This is a genomic window from Spiroplasma endosymbiont of Lasioglossum malachurum, from assembly GCF_964020065.1.
Lineage (GTDB): Bacteria > Bacillota_I > Bacilli_A > Mycoplasmatales > VBWQ01 > Spiroplasma_E.
This window is the reverse complement of sequence record NZ_OZ026534.1, coordinates 477,933-497,868: the sequence shown is the minus strand read 5'-3', so window position 1 is coordinate 497,868 and position 19,936 is coordinate 477,933. Positions and strand designations below refer to the sequence as shown.

General features: G+C 24.5%; 20 protein-coding genes and 1 pseudogene. 12 read left to right on the top strand and 9 right to left on the bottom strand.

Annotated features, from left to right (window positions below; all coding sequences use genetic code 4):
• Positions 1-17: 17 nt before the first annotated feature.
• Together AACK95_RS02820 and AACK95_RS02815 are read right to left on the bottom strand one after the other, a co-directional pair.
• Positions 18-158, bottom strand: coding sequence for a hypothetical protein (locus AACK95_RS02820; protein WP_338980690.1), 141 nt, complete (start codon positions 156-158; stop codon positions 18-20).
• A gap of 165 nt (positions 159-323) precedes the next feature.
• Positions 324-518 (bottom strand): helix-turn-helix domain-containing protein, encoded by a 195-nt coding sequence (locus AACK95_RS02815; RefSeq protein ID WP_338979555.1) that lies wholly within the window; start codon positions 516-518, stop codon positions 324-326.
• Positions 519-797: 279 nt separating this feature from the next.
• Here AACK95_RS02815 and AACK95_RS02810 point away from each other — a divergent pair, with 279 nt between their 5' ends.
• Both AACK95_RS02810 and AACK95_RS02805 read left to right on the top strand, forming a co-directional pair.
• Positions 798-2,105 carry a hypothetical protein gene (locus AACK95_RS02810; protein ID WP_338980688.1) on the top strand — a complete coding sequence of 436 codons (1,308 nt, stop codon included), beginning with the start codon at positions 798-800 and terminating at the stop codon, positions 2,103-2,105.
• 82 nt (positions 2,106-2,187) lie between these two features.
• The gene (locus AACK95_RS02805) at positions 2,188-3,426 is read left to right on the top strand and encodes an IS256 family transposase (protein WP_338980977.1); all 1,239 of its coding nucleotides are present in this window, start codon (positions 2,188-2,190) and stop codon (positions 3,424-3,426) included.
• A 32-nt stretch (positions 3,427-3,458) separates the two neighbouring features.
• On the opposite strand, the pseudogene AACK95_RS02800 reads toward AACK95_RS02805, so the two are convergent.
• Both AACK95_RS02800 and AACK95_RS02795 read right to left on the bottom strand, forming a co-directional pair.
• Positions 3,459-4,556 (bottom strand): annotated as a pseudogene (locus AACK95_RS02800) (IS256 family transposase); the annotation flags it as partial.
• Between the two features lie 156 nt (positions 4,557-4,712).
• Positions 4,713-5,303: a hypothetical protein gene (locus tag AACK95_RS02795; protein WP_338980684.1), complete on the bottom strand. Its 591-nt coding sequence runs from the start codon at positions 5,301-5,303 to the stop codon at positions 4,713-4,715.
• Between the two features lie 246 nt (positions 5,304-5,549).
• Between AACK95_RS02795 and topA the strand changes: the two genes are divergently transcribed.
• The 4 genes from topA to AACK95_RS02775 all read left to right on the top strand — a co-directional run bounded on the left by topA (position 5,550) and on the right by AACK95_RS02775 (position 9,730).
• Positions 5,550-7,511, top strand: coding sequence for a type I DNA topoisomerase (gene topA, locus AACK95_RS02790; protein WP_338980682.1), 1,962 nt, complete (start codon positions 5,550-5,552; stop codon positions 7,509-7,511).
• Positions 7,512-7,520: 9 nt separating this feature from the next.
• Positions 7,521-8,444, top strand: coding sequence for a tRNA pseudouridine(55) synthase TruB (truB, locus tag AACK95_RS02785; RefSeq protein ID WP_338980680.1), 924 nt, complete (start codon positions 7,521-7,523; stop codon positions 8,442-8,444).
• Positions 8,437-9,321: a riboflavin biosynthesis protein RibF gene (ribF, locus tag AACK95_RS02780; protein WP_338980678.1), complete on the top strand. Its 885-nt coding sequence runs from the start codon at positions 8,437-8,439 to the stop codon at positions 9,319-9,321. The genes truB and ribF overlap by 8 nt, the downstream gene beginning before the upstream one ends.
• A gap of 136 nt (positions 9,322-9,457) precedes the next feature.
• Positions 9,458-9,730 (top strand): hypothetical protein, encoded by a 273-nt coding sequence (locus AACK95_RS02775; protein ID WP_338980676.1) that lies wholly within the window; start codon positions 9,458-9,460, stop codon positions 9,728-9,730.
• 176 nt (positions 9,731-9,906) lie between these two features.
• On the opposite strand, the gene AACK95_RS02770 is transcribed toward AACK95_RS02775, so the two are convergent.
• Complete coding sequence (locus AACK95_RS02770) at positions 9,907-10,380, bottom strand: phosphotransferase (RefSeq protein ID WP_338980674.1); 474 nt, start codon at positions 10,378-10,380, stop codon at positions 9,907-9,909.
• 316 nt (positions 10,381-10,696) lie between these two features.
• Here AACK95_RS02770 and AACK95_RS02765 point away from each other — a divergent pair, with 316 nt between their 5' ends.
• The 4 genes from AACK95_RS02765 to AACK95_RS02750 all read left to right on the top strand — a co-directional run bounded on the left by AACK95_RS02765 (position 10,697) and on the right by AACK95_RS02750 (position 13,459).
• Positions 10,697-11,230 carry a cob(I)yrinic acid a,c-diamide adenosyltransferase gene (locus tag AACK95_RS02765; protein WP_338980672.1) on the top strand — a complete coding sequence of 178 codons (534 nt, stop codon included), beginning with the start codon at positions 10,697-10,699 and terminating at the stop codon, positions 11,228-11,230.
• Positions 11,230-11,538, top strand: coding sequence for a non-canonical purine NTP pyrophosphatase (locus AACK95_RS02760; protein ID WP_338980670.1), 309 nt, complete (start codon positions 11,230-11,232; stop codon positions 11,536-11,538). Before AACK95_RS02765 ends, AACK95_RS02760 begins: the two co-directional genes overlap by 1 nt.
• On the top strand, positions 11,514-11,825 hold the full coding sequence (locus AACK95_RS02755; RefSeq protein WP_338980668.1) for a non-canonical purine NTP pyrophosphatase: 312 nt from the start codon (positions 11,514-11,516) through the stop codon (positions 11,823-11,825). The genes AACK95_RS02760 and AACK95_RS02755 overlap by 25 nt, the downstream gene beginning before the upstream one ends.
• Before the next feature lie 395 nt (positions 11,826-12,220).
• Complete coding sequence (locus AACK95_RS02750; protein ID WP_338980975.1) at positions 12,221-13,459, top strand: IS256 family transposase; 1,239 nt, start codon at positions 12,221-12,223, stop codon at positions 13,457-13,459.
• Between the two features lie 244 nt (positions 13,460-13,703).
• Here the strand turns inward: AACK95_RS02750 and AACK95_RS02745 are convergent, their stop codons facing one another.
• Genes AACK95_RS02745 through obgE form a run of 4 tightly spaced genes read right to left on the bottom strand, consistent with a single transcriptional unit; the run spans position 13,704 to position 17,589 of the window.
• Complete coding sequence (locus tag AACK95_RS02745; RefSeq protein WP_338980666.1) at positions 13,704-14,426, bottom strand: YebC/PmpR family DNA-binding transcriptional regulator; 723 nt, start codon at positions 14,424-14,426, stop codon at positions 13,704-13,706.
• 12 nt (positions 14,427-14,438) lie between these two features.
• A complete protein-coding gene (gene nadE, locus AACK95_RS02740) occupies positions 14,439-15,185 on the bottom strand; it encodes an NAD(+) synthase (protein WP_338980664.1) in 747 nt (248 codons plus the stop codon).
• 2 nt (positions 15,186-15,187) lie between these two features.
• Positions 15,188-16,279: a DNA recombination protein RmuC gene (locus AACK95_RS02735; protein ID WP_338980662.1), complete on the bottom strand. Its 1,092-nt coding sequence runs from the start codon at positions 16,277-16,279 to the stop codon at positions 15,188-15,190.
• Positions 16,280-16,302: 23 nt separating this feature from the next.
• Complete coding sequence (gene obgE, locus AACK95_RS02730; protein ID WP_338980660.1) at positions 16,303-17,589, bottom strand: GTPase ObgE; 1,287 nt, start codon at positions 17,587-17,589, stop codon at positions 16,303-16,305.
• 292 nt (positions 17,590-17,881) lie between these two features.
• Between obgE and AACK95_RS02725 the strand changes: the two genes are divergently transcribed.
• Entirely contained in the window at positions 17,882-18,484 is a 603-nt protein-coding gene (locus tag AACK95_RS02725) for a hypothetical protein (RefSeq protein WP_338980658.1), read from the top strand.
• A gap of 213 nt (positions 18,485-18,697) precedes the next feature.
• Positions 18,698-19,936, top strand: coding sequence for an IS256 family transposase (locus AACK95_RS02720; protein WP_338980973.1), 1,239 nt, complete (start codon positions 18,698-18,700; stop codon positions 19,934-19,936).

Genomic DNA, 19,936 nt, shown 5'->3' with positions numbered 1-19,936 from the left:
ACTATAGTATCTCCTTCTTAATGACCAAGTGTTATACGATCATTAACATTTATATCTCGTTCTTTAATTGATTTACCATTAAACTTGCCACGATTTTCTTTAGATTTTCGTTTTTTACCTTTTCTTCTTAAATTTTTACTAGTAACTTTATCAAGCATTCCAAAATAAATTCAAGTATAAATTGTTTTAAAACTAATAACTCACTCTTTATGAAAATTTTTAATTCTGCCATAAATTTGTTCAGGTGATCAACCTAATAGTAATTTTTGTTGTACATATTTTACTAAATTCTTATTTTTAAACTTATGAAAACTAATATGTGATTATTTTCGATTTTCAGCTTTATTTTGTGCAATTAATGAAAAATAATGATTATTATCTTTATTTCTATTAATTTCTCGAATAATAGTACTAATACTTCGATTAAGATTTTTAGCTATTTCACTAATTTTAAATTTAAATTTCAATTGATTCTCAATATAAATCCTTTCATCTATGCCAAGATGTTTATAACTCATATAAAAACTCCTTACTTTTTTCTAAACTAAATTTAGCATTATGAAATTTTTATATGAGAATTTTTTGCAATTTTATTTACTTGCACTTACAAGTATAATTCAGCATGTTATAATTATTCACATTAACTAAAAATAGTACTTAAAAACTTTAATGAGTGTTTGCTCATTATAGTTTTTTTATTTTTAGTTAATTTTAATAAAAGTAAGGCATTGGTTTATTTTTAGTTTAAAGTTTACAATTAGAAAATTCGAGAATATATAGATAGGATGAGAAAGTAAATGCCAAAAAAAATCAAAATAGAGGAAGACAAAAAAACTTTAATAAATAGTCCAAGTATTACTGAAATGCAAAATTTAAAACTAATAGAATTAGAATTAAAAGAATTAGAAAAAGAAGAAAGTACTATTAATGAAGAAAAAAATATTCATATTCCTTATCAAAATTTAGTTGAGGAAATTACTAATTTTAATGATTTAGCAACTGAGATGACTATTAATACTATTAAACAAAAGGCGTTAGATTGAAGAAAAAGAGAAATAGAATTAAAAGCAAAAATTGATTCTTTACGTACCCAATCATTTAATATTTTTGGTGTTTATAATGTTTGACTAATTCAAGAAGTATTAAATATAGAACCACATTGATGAAATCGTTTTACTAATGCCAGAGAACAATGAAAACAGCTTACAAGTAAAATAAATAATATAACAAAAGAAGAATTTATAGTTAGAAATTTATGTAGTAATAGTATCAGTGATGTTGAACAAACAGAATTGAGAAGAAAACAATTGAGAAAACAATTTAAAAATATTAGTTTTGGACATTTCAGTAGAGAAAAATATTATTCATTATTTCAAGATTGAAATACCATTATAAATAAATTACAAAATGAATGCGATCAATTAAGTCAAGAAAAAATGGAAATGATACTTTTTTTAATAAAGACGGTGGGTAATGCCAACAATAATATTAGTAATAATAAAGTATTAGAAATAATTAAAGAAGTTTTTCCTTTGTCAAAAACTGAAATTTCATTAGAAAATAATAAAGCAGAAGAAATACAAGTAAGTGATAAAGAAAATTTAAAAAAACAACTTGCAGAAGAAAATCAAAAATGTAAAGAAATAATGGAAACAAAAAAAGATGAAATAATTAAAAAAACTAGTTCTTTAAAGAAAGTAAATAAAGAACTAAATACTAGTATAGATATTTGAAGTCAAAGATTAAAAAAATTAAAAAAACAATTTAATGATTATGAAAATAAGCATGGAATGAGTTTAAAACTTAAAGAAATAAATATTAGAATAATAACATTAGAAGCAAAATTACTTGCACTTTTAGAAAAAAATCAATTTAAAATCAAATGATATCGTGAATTACCTTCTAAGTTTGAAGTAGGAGAATATGTTATTAATGAAAATGATTTAGAAAATGCAAAAAAAATAGGAATCCCAATGTTATATGAAAAAGATCTTAAGCAATTATTAGAAAAATATAAAATTATAATTAAAAATAAAAAATATAAAATTGATAATGATAATGGTAGTATTGTTGTTGCTGGTGTCAAGAAATTTGGTAATGTTTAGTAATCTGTGTAACTTACAAAAATAACTATGTTTAATTAATTCTAGTAAATATAATTAAATGACTAGAAAGAGTGAGTTACAGATGGCTAAAAAAGATAACTTTAATAATAATGATCCAATATCAAAAGCAGTAGATTTATTATTAGAAAATACTGAAGATTTAACAACAGTTTTTAAAGAAGGGGGTTTATATAAAGAATTAACAAAACGTTTAGTTGAAAAAATGTTGAATTCTGAGATGCAAAATTATTTAGGATATGAAAAAAATCAACATAGTAATAGTGACAATGCTCGTAATGGTATAAGTTCAAAAAAATTAATAACTCAACAAGGTAAAATTGAGATTGATGTACCACGAGATCGTAATAGTAATTTTACTCCTGTAATAGTGCCAAAAAGACAGAGAAGATTTGATGGTTTTGATCAACAAGTTCTTTCCTTATATGCAAAAGGTATGACATTATCAGATATTAGAATGCAGTTACAAGAGTTATATCATGGTGCTGATATTAGTGAAAGTGTTATTAGTCAAATTACTGATGATGTGATTGATGATGTCAAAGCATGACAAAATAGACCATTAGAAGGCATTTATCCCATTGTTTATTTTGATTGTATAGTAGTTAAAGTACGACAAGATAAACGCATTATTAACAAATCAGTTTATATAGCTTTAGGTGTTGATTTAGAAGGTAAAAAAGATGTTTTAGGTTTATGAATTAGTGAAAATGAAGGCGCTAAATTTTGATTAGCAAATTTCACAGAAATGAAAAATCGTGGCTTAAATGATATTCTTATTGCTTGTAGTGACAACTTAACAGCCATGTCAGAAGCAATACAATCAGTTTATCCTAAAACTGAACATCAATTATGTATAGTTCATCAAATCAGAAATAGTTTAAAATATGTTTCATATAAACATCAAAAATCACTAGTTACAGATTTAAAGCCAATTTATAATGCATGTAGTGAAGAACAAGCAATGCAAGCTTTAGAATCATTTGAAAGTAAATGAAATAAACACTATCCTCAAATTGCTAAATCTTGATATAAAAATTGAGATAATTTAATGATTTTTATTAGTTATCCTCCAGAAATCAAAAGAGTGATTTATACTACAAATTCTATTGAATCTGTTAATAGTCAACTACGAAAAGTTATCAGAAATAAAAAAGTTTTTCCAAATGATATGGCAGTTTTCAAAATATTTTATTTAGCAATTGAAAATATAACGAAAAAATGAACAATGCCCATTCAAAATTGAAATACAGCAATTGCTCATTTTATGATAAAATTTGAAGACAGAATTAATCTGAACTAGTACTTTGCAAAACAAAGATACACAGATTATTAAAAAACTTTTTTATTTCTGATAACTTTTCGTAGTTGACTATTAACAGATTCAATAGAATTTGTAGTATAAATCACTCTTTTGATTTCTGGAGGATAACTAATAAAAATCATTAAATTATCTCAATTTTTATATCAAGATTTAGCAATTTGAGGATAGTGTTTATTTCATTTACTTTCAAATGATTCTAAAGCTTGCATTGCTTGTTCTTCACTACATGCATTATAAATTGGCTTTAAATCTGTAACTAGTGATTTTTGATGTTTATATGAAACATATTTTAAACTATTTCTGATTTGATGAACTATACATAATTGATGTTCAGTTTTAGGATAAACTGATTGTATTGCTTCTGACATGCCTGTTAAGTTGTCACTACAAGCAATAAGAATATCATTTAAGCCACGATTTTTCATTTCTGTGAAATTTGCTAATCAAAATTTAGCGCCTTCATTTTCACTAATTCATAAACCTAAAACATCTTTTTTACCTTCTAAATCAACACCTAAAGCTATATAAACTGATTTGTTAATAATGCGTTTATCTTGTCGTACTTTAACTACTATACAATCAAAATAAACAATGGGATAAATGCCTTCTAATGGTCTATTTTGTCATGCTTTGACATCATCAATCACATCATCAGTAATTTGACTAATAACACTTTCACTAATATCAGCACCATGATATAACTCTTGTAACTGCATTCTAATATCTGATAATGTCATACCTTTTGCATATAAGGAAAGAACTTGTTGATCAAAACCATCAAATCTTCTCTGTCTTTTTGGCACTATTACAGGAGTAAAATTACTATTACGATCTCGTGGTACATCAATCTCAATTTTACCTTGTTGAGTTATTAATTTTTTTGAACTTATACCATTACGAGCATTGTCACTATTACTATGTTGATTTTTTTCATATCCTAAATAATTTTGCATCTCAGAATTCAACATTTTTTCAACTAAACGTTTTGTTAATTCTTTATATAAACCCCCTTCTTTAAAAACTGTTGTTAAATCTTCAGTATTTTCTAATAATAAATCTACTGCTTTTGATATTGGATCATTATTATTAAAGTTATCTTTTTTAGCCATCTGTAACTCACTCTTTCTAGTCATTTAATTATATTTACTAGAATTAATTAAACATAGTTATTTTTGTAAGTTACACAGATTACTAAACATTACCTTAATTTTAATTAAACTCATTCTTTTAACTTTTTTTCTTTTTAATATTTTATAAAATATAGTCTATAAAATATTTTTATGAATAGTATTTTTTACATTAGATTGATTATCAATTATTACCCATTCATCTTCTTTGTTTATTTCTGATTTAGCATCATTTAACATATCATATTGTTCTTCAACATTTATTTCTGATTTAGCATCATTTAGCATATCATATTGTTCTTCAACATTTATTTCTGATTTAGCATCATTTAGCATATCATATTGTTCTTCAACATTTATTTCTGATTTAGCATCATTTAGCATATCATATTGTTCTTCAACATTTTTGCTATTGTTATTATCTAAAATTATTTGATTAATTTTAGTTGCATCATCTAATATCATTTTATATTCATATTTACTTATATTACTTGATTGATTTGTTAGATTATTTGAGTTTAATGTAGTTTTCTTTTCATCATTTTTTTGTATTACTTTTATATTTAATTCTTGTTTTTTATTTTTGTAAAAATTTCATGAATAGTAACCAATTCCACCAGCAAGACATACTAGTCCCACTGTAAGAGGATTATTTGGAAGTATTGATTGTAATAAATTAGAAAGTATTTCAGAATTAATTTCGCTCTCATTTGTGTTTAAAAATTTCATTTTTATGTTCCTTTCAAATCAAAATAAAAACCTATTTATTTACAAAAATAAATAGAATAAAAACTTATATTAAATTTTTACTAAATAAATATAGCATAATTTATATATTAATTGTTAATAAGTTATTTAAAATTTTTATAAAAAAGCATATATCCAAAAAAATATTGACTTTCGCGTTAAAGTTATATATATTACAAAATAGTATTTGAATAAAGCTAATAAATTATATATAGAGGAAGATATAAGATGCCATCAAAATTAGTAATCATGGAATCTCCAGTTAAAAGTAAAGCAGTACAATCATATTTAGGTAATGATTATTTAGTGTTATCTTCGGATGGACACATTCGTAATTTAGCAATTAAAGGTCAATATGGTTTGGGAATTGATTTAGAAACTTTTGAACCAATTTACAAAATTGATCGCAAAAAAATGCCAAAGGTAAAAGAATTAAAAAGTAAATTAAAAAGTATTACTCATGTTTATCTAGCAACCGATCATGATCGTGAAGGAGAAGCAATTGCTTATCATTTAGATCAAGTATTAGCAACAAGTAATATATCATCACGAATAACTTTTAATGAAATTACTAAAGATGCAATTTTAACAGCATTTAAATCTCCACATAGTATTGATTTACCATTAGTTCGTAGTCAAGAAGCAAGAAGAATGGTTGATCGTATCATTGGTTTTCGCTTAAGTAATCTATTACAAAAGAAGATCGGTTCACGTAGTGCAGGGAGAGTACAATCAGTAGCATTAAAATTAATAGCAACAAGAGAATGTGAAATTATTAATTTTATTAGTAAAGAATTTTGAACAATTAATAGTACTTATCAAAAAAAAATAATATTAAATTGTGAAAAATATAAAGAAGAACTGTTAGTTATTAATAATGAACAAGAAGCAGTTGCTATTAAAAATGCATTAAGTGATAGTTATCAAGTAATTTCTGTTACTGAACAAAATCGTAAGCGTAATTCATTAAATCCATTTACTACTAGTAGTTTATTACAAGCAGCATCAACACAATTAAATTTTAGTACTGCTAAAACAACGCTTATTGCTCAGCAATTGTATGAAGGAATTGATTTTAATGGAACACTTACTGGATTTATTAGTTATCCTCGTACTGATTCAATACGTTTAAATGATAAATTTATTGAAAATGCCAAAACATTAATTGTTAATGAATATGGTGAACAATATCTTGGACAGAAGAAAGAACAGACTAATAAAAAAAATGTGCAAGATGCTCATGAAGCAATCAGACCAACTGATTTAACAATGAATAATAAACGTGCTATTGATTTTTTAAATAAAGATCAATTAAAACTTTATAATTTAATTTATTTTCGTGCCCTTAGTTCATTAATGGCACCAGCACAATTAATTAGTACTACTGTTTTATTTAAAAATAATGATTATCAATTTCGTTTAACAGGACAACAAATCAAGTTTAAAGGATTTTTAATGCTTGATGTAGAAAGTCTTGAAAATGAAGAACTTTTAGTTTTACCAAAATTTGAAAAAAATCAAATTATTAAAGTTGAGTCAGTAAATTTACAGCAACACTTTACTAAACCAAAACCAAGATACACAGAAGCTAAATTAATTAAAACATTAGAAGAACTAGGAATTGGTCGACCATCGACTTATAATCCAATTATGAACACTATTAAAGAACGCGGTTATGTTATTATTGAAAATAAGTCTTTTAAAGCTACTGAGAAAGGTCTTTTAACTAATGATAAACTTCAAGAGTTTTTTTATGATATTATTAATGAGACATATACTTCACAAGTTGAAACTCAATTAGATCAAATTGCTCATGGTAATTTTGATATGCATCAAGTGGTAAAAGACTTTTGAGTTAAGTTTGAACCAAGGATTGATGATGCTTTTGATAAAATGACTGAGTTTAAAATTAAACCGGTTTTATTAGATCAAGATTGTCCACTTTGTGGTGCCCCACTTGTGCAAAGAACAGGAAGATATGGTAAATTTAACGGTTGTTCAGCATTTCCAAAATGTCGATATATTCAAAAACAATTAGAAAAAAATAAACCTTGTTTAGTATGTACAGATGGTTGAATGGTTGTTAAATCTTCAAAACAAAATCGAAAATTTTTAGGGTGTACTAATTATCCAAATTGTAAACATGTTGAAAAGTATCAAGAAGTTACTTCTGATAAAGAAGTAAAGTAGGTGAAACGCATGTTAAAAGATTATATATTATTAATAGATAAACCTTCATTTATGACATCACAAGATTGTCTTGTTATTATTAAAAAACGTTTGAAATTAAATAAAATTGGTCATACAGGTACGTTAGATCCTTTAGCAACAGGACTAATGGTAGTACTTGTGAATGAAGCAACCAAAATTAGTGATTTTATTTTAAAAAGTGATAAAGTTTACATTGCAAAAATGCAACTATTTTTAAAAACCGACACCGGCGATATTACTGGTAAAATTATTGAATCAAAACCACATCTTGATTTAAAAGAATCAGAAATTGTTAAAGCACTTGAATTTTATAATAATCGTCAATATGAGCAAATAATTCCTGCTTATGCTGCAGTTAAAATTAATGGTAAAAAACTTTATGAATATGCTCGTGAGAATATTCTTGTTGAATTACCAAAACGTAAGGTTTATATTAAATCTTTAAAATTAATTAGTTTTAATAATGATTTAGTTACTTTTGAAGTAGTATGTTCAAAAGGAACTTATGTTCGAGCTTTGATTACTGACATTGCTAGAATTTTACATACATCAGCAACTTTAACTTATTTGAGAAGAATTCATCAATCGGGTTTTGATTTAAGTAATGCCCTAAATTTAGATGTTATTAATGAAGAAACAGTTATTAAAAATCATATTAGTATTTATGATGGTGTTAAAAATATTATGCCAGCGATTGTTGTTGATAATAGTAAAAGTGTTATTGATGGTAAACCTTTAGTTATTGATAGCACTAATGAGCCATATGTTTTAGTTGTTAATTCTGAACATTTGCCATTAGCTATTTATCGTAATCAAAAAAATAATTTATACGTAAGCCAACGAGGTTTTAAATGTAATGAAGATATTAAAATTGAAAAATCTAAATATTCAAAATCAAAAATTGATGTCTAAACCAATTATTGCTTGTTGAGGTTTTTTTGATGGTATTCATCAAGGTCATCAAGCCCTATTTAAACAATTATTAGTTAATTCAACAATAAATAATTATCAAACATGTATTATTAGTTTTGATAGAAAACCACAAAGTGTAATTAGTAATAAAAATAATGAGGTTTTATTAAGTAATGAAGATAAAATTAAAACAATTGCTAAATACAATTTTGATTATTATTGGGAAATTAAGTTTAGTAAAGAAATAGCAACACTTTCACCAGAGCAATTTATTTCATGATTATTGGCAAATAATGTTAAAGCAGTAGTTGTTAATCCAAATATTAGGTTTGGTTATCAAGGGCAAGGTAATATTAAAACATTACAACAATCTTCATTACAAGTTTATCTTTGTAATGATATTATTGTTAATAATAACAAAGTTTCTTCAACTTATATTAAACAACTTTTACAAAATAAAGATATTAGTAGTGCTAATCTTTGTTTACAACAAGAGCCATATACAATTAGTGGTAAAGTAGTTCATGGTATTAAAGAGGCTAGAACGATTAATTTTCCAACTGCTAATTTATCGTTATTAACAAACTATGCATTACCAGGTCTTGCTACTTATATTACGCTTACTGAAGTAGATAATAAATGTTATCAAAGTATGACAGTAATTATGTTACGTAATAATAAGCCGTTAGTTGAAACTTACTTATTAAACTTTAATCAAGATTTATATGGAAAAATCATTAAACTTAGATTTTTAGATTTTCTTCGTGATAATTTAAAGTTTACTAATTTAGATGATTTAAAAAAACAAGTGGATAAAGATTTAATAGAAACAATTAAATATTTTGCTAATTCTAGTAGTAAATTATTAAAGCCATAATAATTGTGATATTCTTTATATTTACAATAATTATTAACATTATAAATACTATTTATTAAAAACTATTTCCAATAAAATTTAATTTTATTGTATATGCTAATAAAAAATAAAAAAGAAAAAAGGGAGTAAATAAATAATGAAATATTGAGTAAAAGAATTTATAAATCAAATAAAAGATAATAATGAAATTTGCGCAAACTGTGATTATAAAGAAAATTTACAAAAAAATATTACTTCAAATGATAATTGTCAAATTTTAAATGATGAAAGAATGCCATTGTTACAAGAACACGCTTCAAATAATAAATGTATAGTTATTGAAATAGAATCAAACATTTCAGCTGTTAATAATATAGTAGAAATAAATTTACAAGGAAAACAAATTGAACAAAAAAAAACAGACTACTAATAAATTACCTAATTATGGTTCAATTTGTTAAGAAGTTAAAACTACATAATCAGGCTTAAAATGATGAATTATTTAAATAACTTATTTTAATAGATTAGTTAATTTACTTTCACTAATTTCTTTATATATGTTTAAATTAGTTTGTTCGTATAAATAACAAGCTCAATAATATCAAATTAAATTTTGATAATTCATTCATTTTTAGCAATAATTATTTGTTCATTATTTAAATTAAAACAATTAAATCAAGTATTAATTTCGGTTTCAGAAGTTAAACTTTCAGAAGCAAAAGAGGCAATATCAAATAATTCGTCGTTTCAACAAGCAAAATCTCAATCAATTAAATATCAACAATTATTTTTTTTAACAAAATTATTTAATGTTAAATCATTATGAGATAAAACAATTGTTGTTGGTTGATAAGTAGCAATTCATTTGATTACCTCACTGGTTATTTTTTCTAAACAAGGATTACTAGTAGTTAAATTACAGTATAAATTAAGTTGTTCTAAACCTTTTCAAGTTTTAATTAATGATTTATTATCAAATTTAATATTATGTAGTTGTTTTACCAATGATGAAATTTGTTCTAATATTTGTTTATTAATTATTTGTTCGCTTAAATTAATTAAATTATGATAATATGGCATTAAGGTTAATAGTTTATTATTATTAATATTGACTTCATTAATAGGTAATGTAAATTTTTTTGATTTAATTAATTTAATAACATTAATTTGATTTGTAAAATTCAAAAAAGGTTGCAAAATATCTTTAGATTGTTTTAAAAAAAATGTTTATTTACTAAAAATAAGTCATTGGTTAAACCTTTTGTTTTTAATATCTCTAATTGATATGGTGGTTTAATAGTTTTAAATTTCAAAATGACACCTCTATTTTGCTTGTATTGTCCGTAATAAAATTATACAATTTATTAAATAAAAAATATTGAAAGTAAGTGATAGTATGTTAAAAAAAGGTTATATTCATATTTATAAAGGTGAAGGAAGAGGTAAAACCTCAATTCTTAATGGTATGGTAATTAGAACATTGGGTAATAATCTTAATGTTAGTTACTTACGTTTTTTAAAAAATCGTCCTTCTGGTGAAATTAATTTTTTAAAACAAAATACTAAACTTAAAATTGAAAGTTTTTATAAATCTTCGCAAAAATTTTTTTGAGAAATGGATGAAGAAGAAAAAAATAAATTAAAACAAGAAACTAATTATGGTCTTACTAGATTAAAACTATTAAGTCAAAGTGATAATACTGATCTTATTGTTGTTGATGAAATTTTAGGGTGTATTCAAAATAATTTGATTAAAGAACAAGACTTAATTGAAATTTTAAAAAATAAAAAATCACATATTGAAATTGCATTATCTGGTAGATATGCATCTTTTGCCTTAGAGCAATGTGCTAATTTAATTAGTGAAGTTAAATCAATTAAACATTATTTTGAAAAAGGTCAAATTGCTCGTGAAGGGATTGATTATTAATGACTGCTAAAACCTTATGGTTTGCATCTAATAATATCGGTAAAATTAATGAATTAAAGAGTATCTTACATACAAAGGGATATAATGTCAAATCAATGTTAGATCTTAATTCTCCTCTTGAAATTAATGAAACAGGTACATCATTTATTGAAAATGCAATTTTAAAAGCAACAACACTTGCAAAATTAGTGAATGGTCCTGTAATTGCTGATGATTCAGGGTTAGAAATATTAGCTTTAAATAATTTTCCTGGTATTAACTCAGCACACGATGAAAGGAAGAAATGTCCTATCATGATGCAATGTTAGACATTTTAGAACAAATGGAAGGTGAAACTAATCGTGCAGCAGTATTTATTTCTGCTATTGCTTATGTTGATTTTGATCATAAGATTACTAAAGCATTTATTGGTAAACTTGAAGGTGAAATCACTACTGAGATAAAAGGTAATGATGGTTTTGGTTACGATCAAATATTTTATGTTCCAGTAGTACATGCTACTTTAGGTGAATTGTCATTGGCAGATAAAAATAAAATTTCTCATCGTAATTCAGCAATTCAGCAATTATTAACATTTTTACAAGAACAAAATTAGATAGTTAAAATGAAAAATAAAAAGGATGGTTTAATTCTTTTTTACAGTTTTTCTTTTTTAAAGATTGAATTTTGTTTAGAAACTATTTTAAATAATAGTTTAAGTAAAATAGATAAATTAAAAAAAATTAGTAAAGATACTATGTTAATTATATCATTTTAGTAATAGTTTACTTGTTTATTTTTTAGTGATATTATTAAAAAATGAAAGAATGGTTTATATAAAAAAATAACGCAAAATGAAGTTGATTCATTACAAGAAGTAGTTGTTATTGGATTTCCTAGAACATATAATACTTTTGGGTAATGTTTAGTAATCTGTGTAACTTACAAAAATAACTATGTTTAATTAATTCTAGTAAATATAATTAAATGATTAGAAAGAGTGAGTTACAGATGGCTAAAAAAGATAACTTTAATAATAATGATCCAATATCAAAAGCAGTAGATTTATTATTAGAAAATACTGAAGATTTAACAACAGTTTTTAAAGAAGGGGGTTTATATAAAGAATTAACAAAACGTTTAGTTGAAAAAATGTTGAATTCTGAGATGCAAAATTATTTAGGATATGAAAAAAATCAACATAGTAATAGTGACAATGCTCGTAATGGTATAAGTTCAAAAAAATTAATAACTCAACAAGGTAAAATTGAGATTGATGTACCACGAGATCGTAATAGTAATTTTACTCCTGTAATAGTGCCAAAAAGACAGAGAAGATTTGATGGTTTTGATCAACAAGTTCTTTCCTTATATGCAAAAGGTATGACATTATCAGATATTAGAATGCAGTTACAAGAGTTATATCATGGTGCTGATATTAGTGAAAGTGTTATTAGTCAAATTACTGATGATGTGATTGATGATGTCAAAGCATGACAAAATAGACCATTAGAAGGCATTTATCCCATTGTTTATTTTGATTGTATAGTAGTTAAAGTACGACAAGATAAACGCATTATTAACAAATCAGTTTATATAGCTTTAGGTGTTGATTTAGAAGGTAAAAAAGATGTTTTAGGTTTATGAATTAGTGAAAATGAAGGCGCTAAATTTTGATTAGCAAATTTCACAGAAATGAAAAATCGTGGCTTAAATGATATTCTTATTGCTTGTAGTGACAACTTAACAGGCATGTCAGAAGCAATACAATCAGTTTATCCTAAAACTGAACATCAATTATGTATAGTTCATCAAATCAGAAATAGTTTAAAATATGTTTCATACAAACATCGAAAATCACTAGTTACAGATTTAAAGCCAATTTATAATGCATGTAGTGAAGAACAAGCAATGCAAGCTTTAGAATCATTTGAAAGTAAATGAAATAAACACTATCCTCAAATTGCTAAATCTTGATATAAAAATTGAGATAATTTAATGATTTTTATTAGTTATCCTCCAGAAATCAAAAGAGTGATTTATACTACAAATTCTATTGAATCTGTTAATAGTCAACTACGAAAAGTCATCAGAAATAAAAAAGTTTTTCCAAATGATATGGCAGTTTTCAAAATATTTTACTTAGCAATTGAAAATATAACAAAAAAATGAACAATACCCATTCAAAATTGAAATACAGCAATTGCTCATTTTATGATAAAATTTGAAGACAGAATTAATCTGAACTAGTACTTTGCAAAACAAAGATACACAGATTACTAAAAAGCCTCAAAATAAACATAAATTTTCACTTTAATATTTAATGGTAATGTTTGTAAATTAACACCTTCAATAATATATCCATGATCATTACATTCAAAAATAATTTTATTTTCATAAAATTCTTTAATAATACCTAAAAATATTCATCCATGACTTATTCCTCCTTTTCTATTCTTATTATTAATTAGATGAAAAAGAAAAATAAACCTTTTTATTTTTTAAAATTATGTTCAATTGAAAGCACATCATCATCATTTTCAATTGTTTCTAACAATATATCAATTAATTTAATTTGTTGTTGATCAGTAATGGTAATCAATTCATGGGGAATATTAACAATTTCATTAGTAATAAAATCATTAATATTATTTTTTTCTAATAAATTAGTTACAGCATTTAACTGTTTAGGATTAACTTCAATATCAATGATATCTTCATTTTTTTCAATATTAAAAATTTCAAAATCAATTATTAACTCCAAAATTTCTTCAACTGATAATAAACTTGAAAATTGAATTACCCCCGTTGTTTGAAATAAATATTGAACAGAATTAGTAGCAGCTAAATGACCACCCAATTTATTAAAATAACTTCGAATATTACTTGCAGTTCGATTTTTATTATCAGTTAAACAATGAATAATTATGACAATATTACTTGGTCCATATCCTTCATAAGTGACTGCTTCATAATTAGTTGTTTCATTTTTATTACTAGCTTTATTAATAGCACGATTAATATTATCCTTTGGCAAATTTATACGTCGTGCTTTTTCTAACATTAATTTCAATCGCGGATTATTTTCAACATTTGCACCACCTAATTTAACAGCAACATAAATTTCTCTTGATAATTTTTGAAAAATTTTACCACGTTTGTTATCTTGGGCATCTTTACGATGTTTAATATTTGCATATTGTGAATGTCCAGCCATATTCTCATTCCTTTATTTTTTTCTTGTTCATTTCGGAGCTTGCGGTACAGGTATTCTTTTGTGTGCACTATTCTGATGCATAAATTCAATTTTATTAATTACTCATGATGGTATTAATGATTTATTTCCTAGTAAATATTGATCTAATTGTTCATACTTAAATTGCATTTCCATTTCATCAGTTTGTCCATCTCATAAACCAGCAGTTGGCTTACGAATAATGATCTCTTCACTAACTTTTAATATCTTTGCTGCAGCAAAAACATCTTTTTTTAACAAATGAATAATTGGTAATAAATCAACACCACCATCACCATATTTAGTAAAATAACCAATGTGTCATTCATCACTATTATCTGTTCCTACAACTAAATAATTATGATTTTGTGCATATGCATAAAGAGTATTCATTCTTAATCTAGCTTTTAAATTGCCTAAAATTAATTTTGATTTTTCTATATTAATTTCAGTTTCTAATGTTTTTTTAAAACTTAAAAAAACATTATTTAAATTAACTACTTTGGCATTTAATTTATGAATATTAACTAAATTATTTGCATATTCTAAATCAATATCTGGTGAAAAACAAGGCATAATTAATGCTAAATGATCATTAGGAAAAGCTTTTTTAATCAATAATGCTACTACTGCTGAGTCAACACCACCACTTAAACCAACAATTAAACCTTTGGCATTTGCTTTTTTTACTTCACTTTGTAAAAATTTAATAATTTCATCTAAATATTGTTCTAAATTCATAATTATTCACTCTCTTTTATTTCTTCAGACATTTTAAAAATATTGTTATAATGTCCAGCAATTTTATTATGGGTTTTATCTAAAGTTTCAATGGCTTTATTAGTTGTATCAAAACCAGCCTTAACTTTTTCTCATCTATCAACCCAACGATCAAAATCATCTTTGAATAAACGTAATTTTTTTGCCATTTTTTCTAAATTTTTATTAAAATCAATGTCTTTACGATTTTTATCAACTGTAAATAAAACAGCAGATAAAGTAGTAGGAGAGGTAATTCAAACACGTTTCTTAAAAGCATATTCAACAATATCATCAGCAAATTGTGCGTAAATAAAAGCAAATATTTCTTCAGAAGGAATAAACATTACTGCGCTAGAAATCTTATTTTTAATATTAATATATTTTCCAACTTCATCAATTCGTTTACGAATATCATTACGAAAATCTTTTAAATAATTTTCTTTAACTTTAATATCTTCACTTACTAAATACCTTTGATAGTTATCAATTGAAAACTTTGAATCAATAGCAATTCCTTCTTTTTCAGAATCTGTTTTTACATAGGCATCAACAACTTTGCCATCAATTGTTTTATATTGTCGTTCTCATAATTTTTGATTTGAACCCAACATATTAGTCAAAATTTTTTCTAAAACAAATTCACCAACATTACCACGTTTTTTAGTATTAATAAAAACTTCTTGTAAACTTTGAATATTATCATTAATTTTTCCTAAAACAGTTGATGATTCTTGTAACTTTGCTAAATCTTTAATAACATCTACTACTTGTCTTTGAATGACATCAGCATTGCGTTTATAATCATCTTCTTTTTTATCTAAATTTTTTTGAAAATTATCAATATTACTCATTAAATTAATTAATTTTTCGGTTTTATCACGATCCGAACCATTTCATGATGTTTTAAAATCATTTAATTGTTCTTTTAAAGTTTCTACTTGCATTTTTAAAAAGTCTTGTGCAATTGGGTCACTAGTAACATTCTGACTTTTTTTAATTTGCATATAAATTATTAAGCCACCAATACTACTAATAATTAAAATAACTACCAATAAACTAATTACTATTTCCATTTCCTATTTTCCTTTGCCCTTTTTTATTCTTCTTCTCAAATCATATCATAATTAAAAATCTTAACATGATCACCTTTTTTTATTCCTTGCTTTCTTAATTCATCATAAATTCCTAAATCTTGTAATTTAATTTTAAATAATAAAATATTATGATAATTATTTAAAGGATTTTTTTGATATATTACTTCAACGGTTTTACCAGAAATAGTTCATTGATTATTTGCAAATTTAGTAATAATAACTTGTGGAACTTCTTCTTTATTAGTATATTCATAAAGAATATGTTCTTCATTATTTTCATTATTATTAACTTGATGCAGTTGTTCTTTTTCAACAGCTTTAGCAATATCTTTAATTAATATATCCAAACTAATATGTTTCATAGCAGAAATTGCAATTATTGGTAATTTAATTTGTTCTTTTAATTTCTCTAAATTAGTTTGTGCATCTGGTAAATCAATTTTATTTGCAACAATTAAATGCGGTTTTTTTGTCAAATCTTTATTATAACTTTCTAATTCACTCATAATTAATTGATAATTTAAAAAATGATCTTGAGTCTTATCACTAATATCAATCATATGTACTAAAACTTGACAACGTTCAATATGACGCAAAAACTGTAAACCTAGTCCTTTTCCTAAACTAGCTCCTGCTATTAATCCAGGCAAATCCGCCAGAACAAAATTATTATTTTTATCAACTCTAACAACACCTAAATGTGGATTAAGAGTAGTAAAAGGATAATCAGCAACTGTTGGAGTTGAAGCAGAAATAGCTCCTAATAATGTTGATTTACCGGCGTTAGGCAACCCAACTAATCCGGCATTGGCCAATAATTTCAACTCACAAATTATTTCAAAATGTTGTCCAGGCATTCCTTTTTCACATATTTTAGGTACTCGATTTATTGCCGAAGCAAAACGAGCATTTCCTCGTCCACCAAGACCACCGGCAGCAATTATTATTTCTTGTTTATCTTTAAAAATATCACCAAAAATATTTTGAGTTTTGTTATCTCTAATAATAGTACCTAATGGAACTTTTACATAAGTATTGGTTCCTTTACGTCCATGCATATTTTTGGGTGCACCATTTTTACCATCTTCAGCAGTTATCTCTTTATTTTTACGTAAGTCTAATAGAGTATTCATACCTGAATCACCAATAAAGATAATATTACCGCCTCTTCCTCCATCTCCACCAGATGGACCACCTTTGGCTACATAAAGTTCACGACGAAAAGCAACAACACCATCACCGCCTTTGCCTGCAGTAACTTTTAATTTTGTTACATCTATAAAACGCATTTCTTACTCCTTTTTTATATTAATAAAAACTCTTATTATATAGTGTTAACATTTTTGTGTAAAATACTATTTTATTTTTCATATAATTTTAGTATACAGATATTATTGTTAAAAAAATAATAATTTACTATATCTAGTTAATATTTTTTGTAAACTATTTTTGCTTTATGAAAATTAAAAAAATGTTTTTTTAATTTATAAGAAAAAATAAATGAAAATTTAATTAAAAATATTTTAATAAATCTCAATTATTAAAAATAAATATTTATATTTAAAAAGGGGTACTTTAAAAATGATAAATGATAAAGATAAAAATATAGTAAAAAAATCTGATATTGATAGTTGATGAGGTATTACCACTAGCAATAAATGTGATAAAAAAATTGAGAAATTAAATAAAAAATTACAAGAAACATGTAATAAATTAGACGAAATAAGCAATCTTTATACAAAATCAGTAAAAGAAAACAAAAATTTTGAATATAAAGTTAAAGAACTAAAAGAAGAATTAAAAAAAATTCAAGATAAAAATACAAAATTAGAAACAAACTTAAAAGAAGCAACAGAAAGTATTGAACATTTACAAGAAATAATCCAAGATTACATGGATAATAAAGAAAAACTAGAAACAGAACTTAAAAATTATAAGGATAATAATCAAAATTTAGAAGAAGAACTAAAAGAAATTCAAGATAAAAATACAAAATTAGAAACAAACTTAAAAGAAGCAACAGAAAGTATTGAACATTTACAAGAAATAATCCAAGATTACATGGATAATAAAGAAAAACTAGAAGAAGAACTAAAAGAAATTCAAGATAATAAGGTAATGTTTAGTAATCTATTGTTAGGAAAAAATATTAAAGCAATAAATTCTATTTTTATTATATGCTAAATTGTAAAGGTAAGTGCAACTAAATTATTTTTCTATCCAAATATTCGATTGGTGAAAGATAATTTAATATTTTTCTCGGTCTTTGATTTAAAGACAATATAAATTTATGAACTCATTTTGGTAATGTTTAGTAATCTGTGTAACTTACAAAAATAACTATGTTTAATTAATTCTAGTAAATATAATTAAATGACTAGAAAGAGTGAGTTACAGATGGCTAAAAAAGATAACTTTAATAATAATGATCCAATATCAAAAGCAGTAGATTTATTATTAGAAAATACTGAAGATTTAACAACAGTTTTTAAAGAAGGGGGTTTATATAAAGAATTAACAAAACGTTTAGTTGAAAAAATGTTGAATTCTGAGATGCAAAATTATTTAGGATATGAAAAAAATCAACATAGTAATAGTGACAATGCTCGTAATGGTATAAGTTCAAAAAAATTAATAACTCAACAAGGTAAAATTGAGATTGATGTACCACGAGATCGTAATAGTAATTTTACTCCTGTAATAGTGCCAAAAAGACAGAGAAGATTTGATGGTTTTGATCAACAAGTTCTTTCCTTATATGCAAAAGGTATGACATTATCAGATATTAGAATGCAGTTACAAGAGTTATATCATGGTGCTGATATTAGTGAAAGTGTTATTAGTCAAATTACTGATGATGTGATTGATGATGTCAAAGCATGACAAAATAGACCATTAGAAGGCATTTATCCCATTGTTTATTTTGATTGTATAGTAGTTAAAGTACGACAAGATAAACGCATTATTAACAAATCAGTTTATATAGCTTTAGGTGTTGATTTAGAAGGTAAAAAAGATGTTTTAGGTTTATGAATTAGTGAAAATGAAGGCGCTAAATTTTGATTAGCAAATTTCACAGAAATGAAAAATCGTGGCTTAAATGATATTCTTATTGCTTGTAGTGACAACTTAACAGGCATGTCAGAAGCAATACAATCAGTTTATCCTAAAACTGAACATCAATTATGTATAGTTCATCAAATCAGAAATAGTTTAAAATATGTTTCATACAAACATCGAAAATCACTAGTTACAGATTTAAAGCCAATTTATAATGCATGTAGTGAAGAACAAGCAATGCAAGCTTTAGAATCATTTGAAAGTAAATGAAATAAACACTATCCTCAAATTGCTAAATCTTGATATAAAAATTGAGATAATTTAATGATTTTTATTAGTTATCCTCCAGAAATCAAAAGAGTGATTTATACTACAAATTCTATTGAATCTGTTAATAGTCAATTACGAAAAGTCATCAGAAATAAAAAAGTTTTTCCAAATGATATGGCAGTTTTCAAAATATTTTACTTAGCAATTGAAAATATAACAAAAAAATGAACAATACCCATTCAAAATTGAAATACAGCAATTGCTCATTTTATGATAAAACTTGAAGATAGAATTAATCTGAACTAG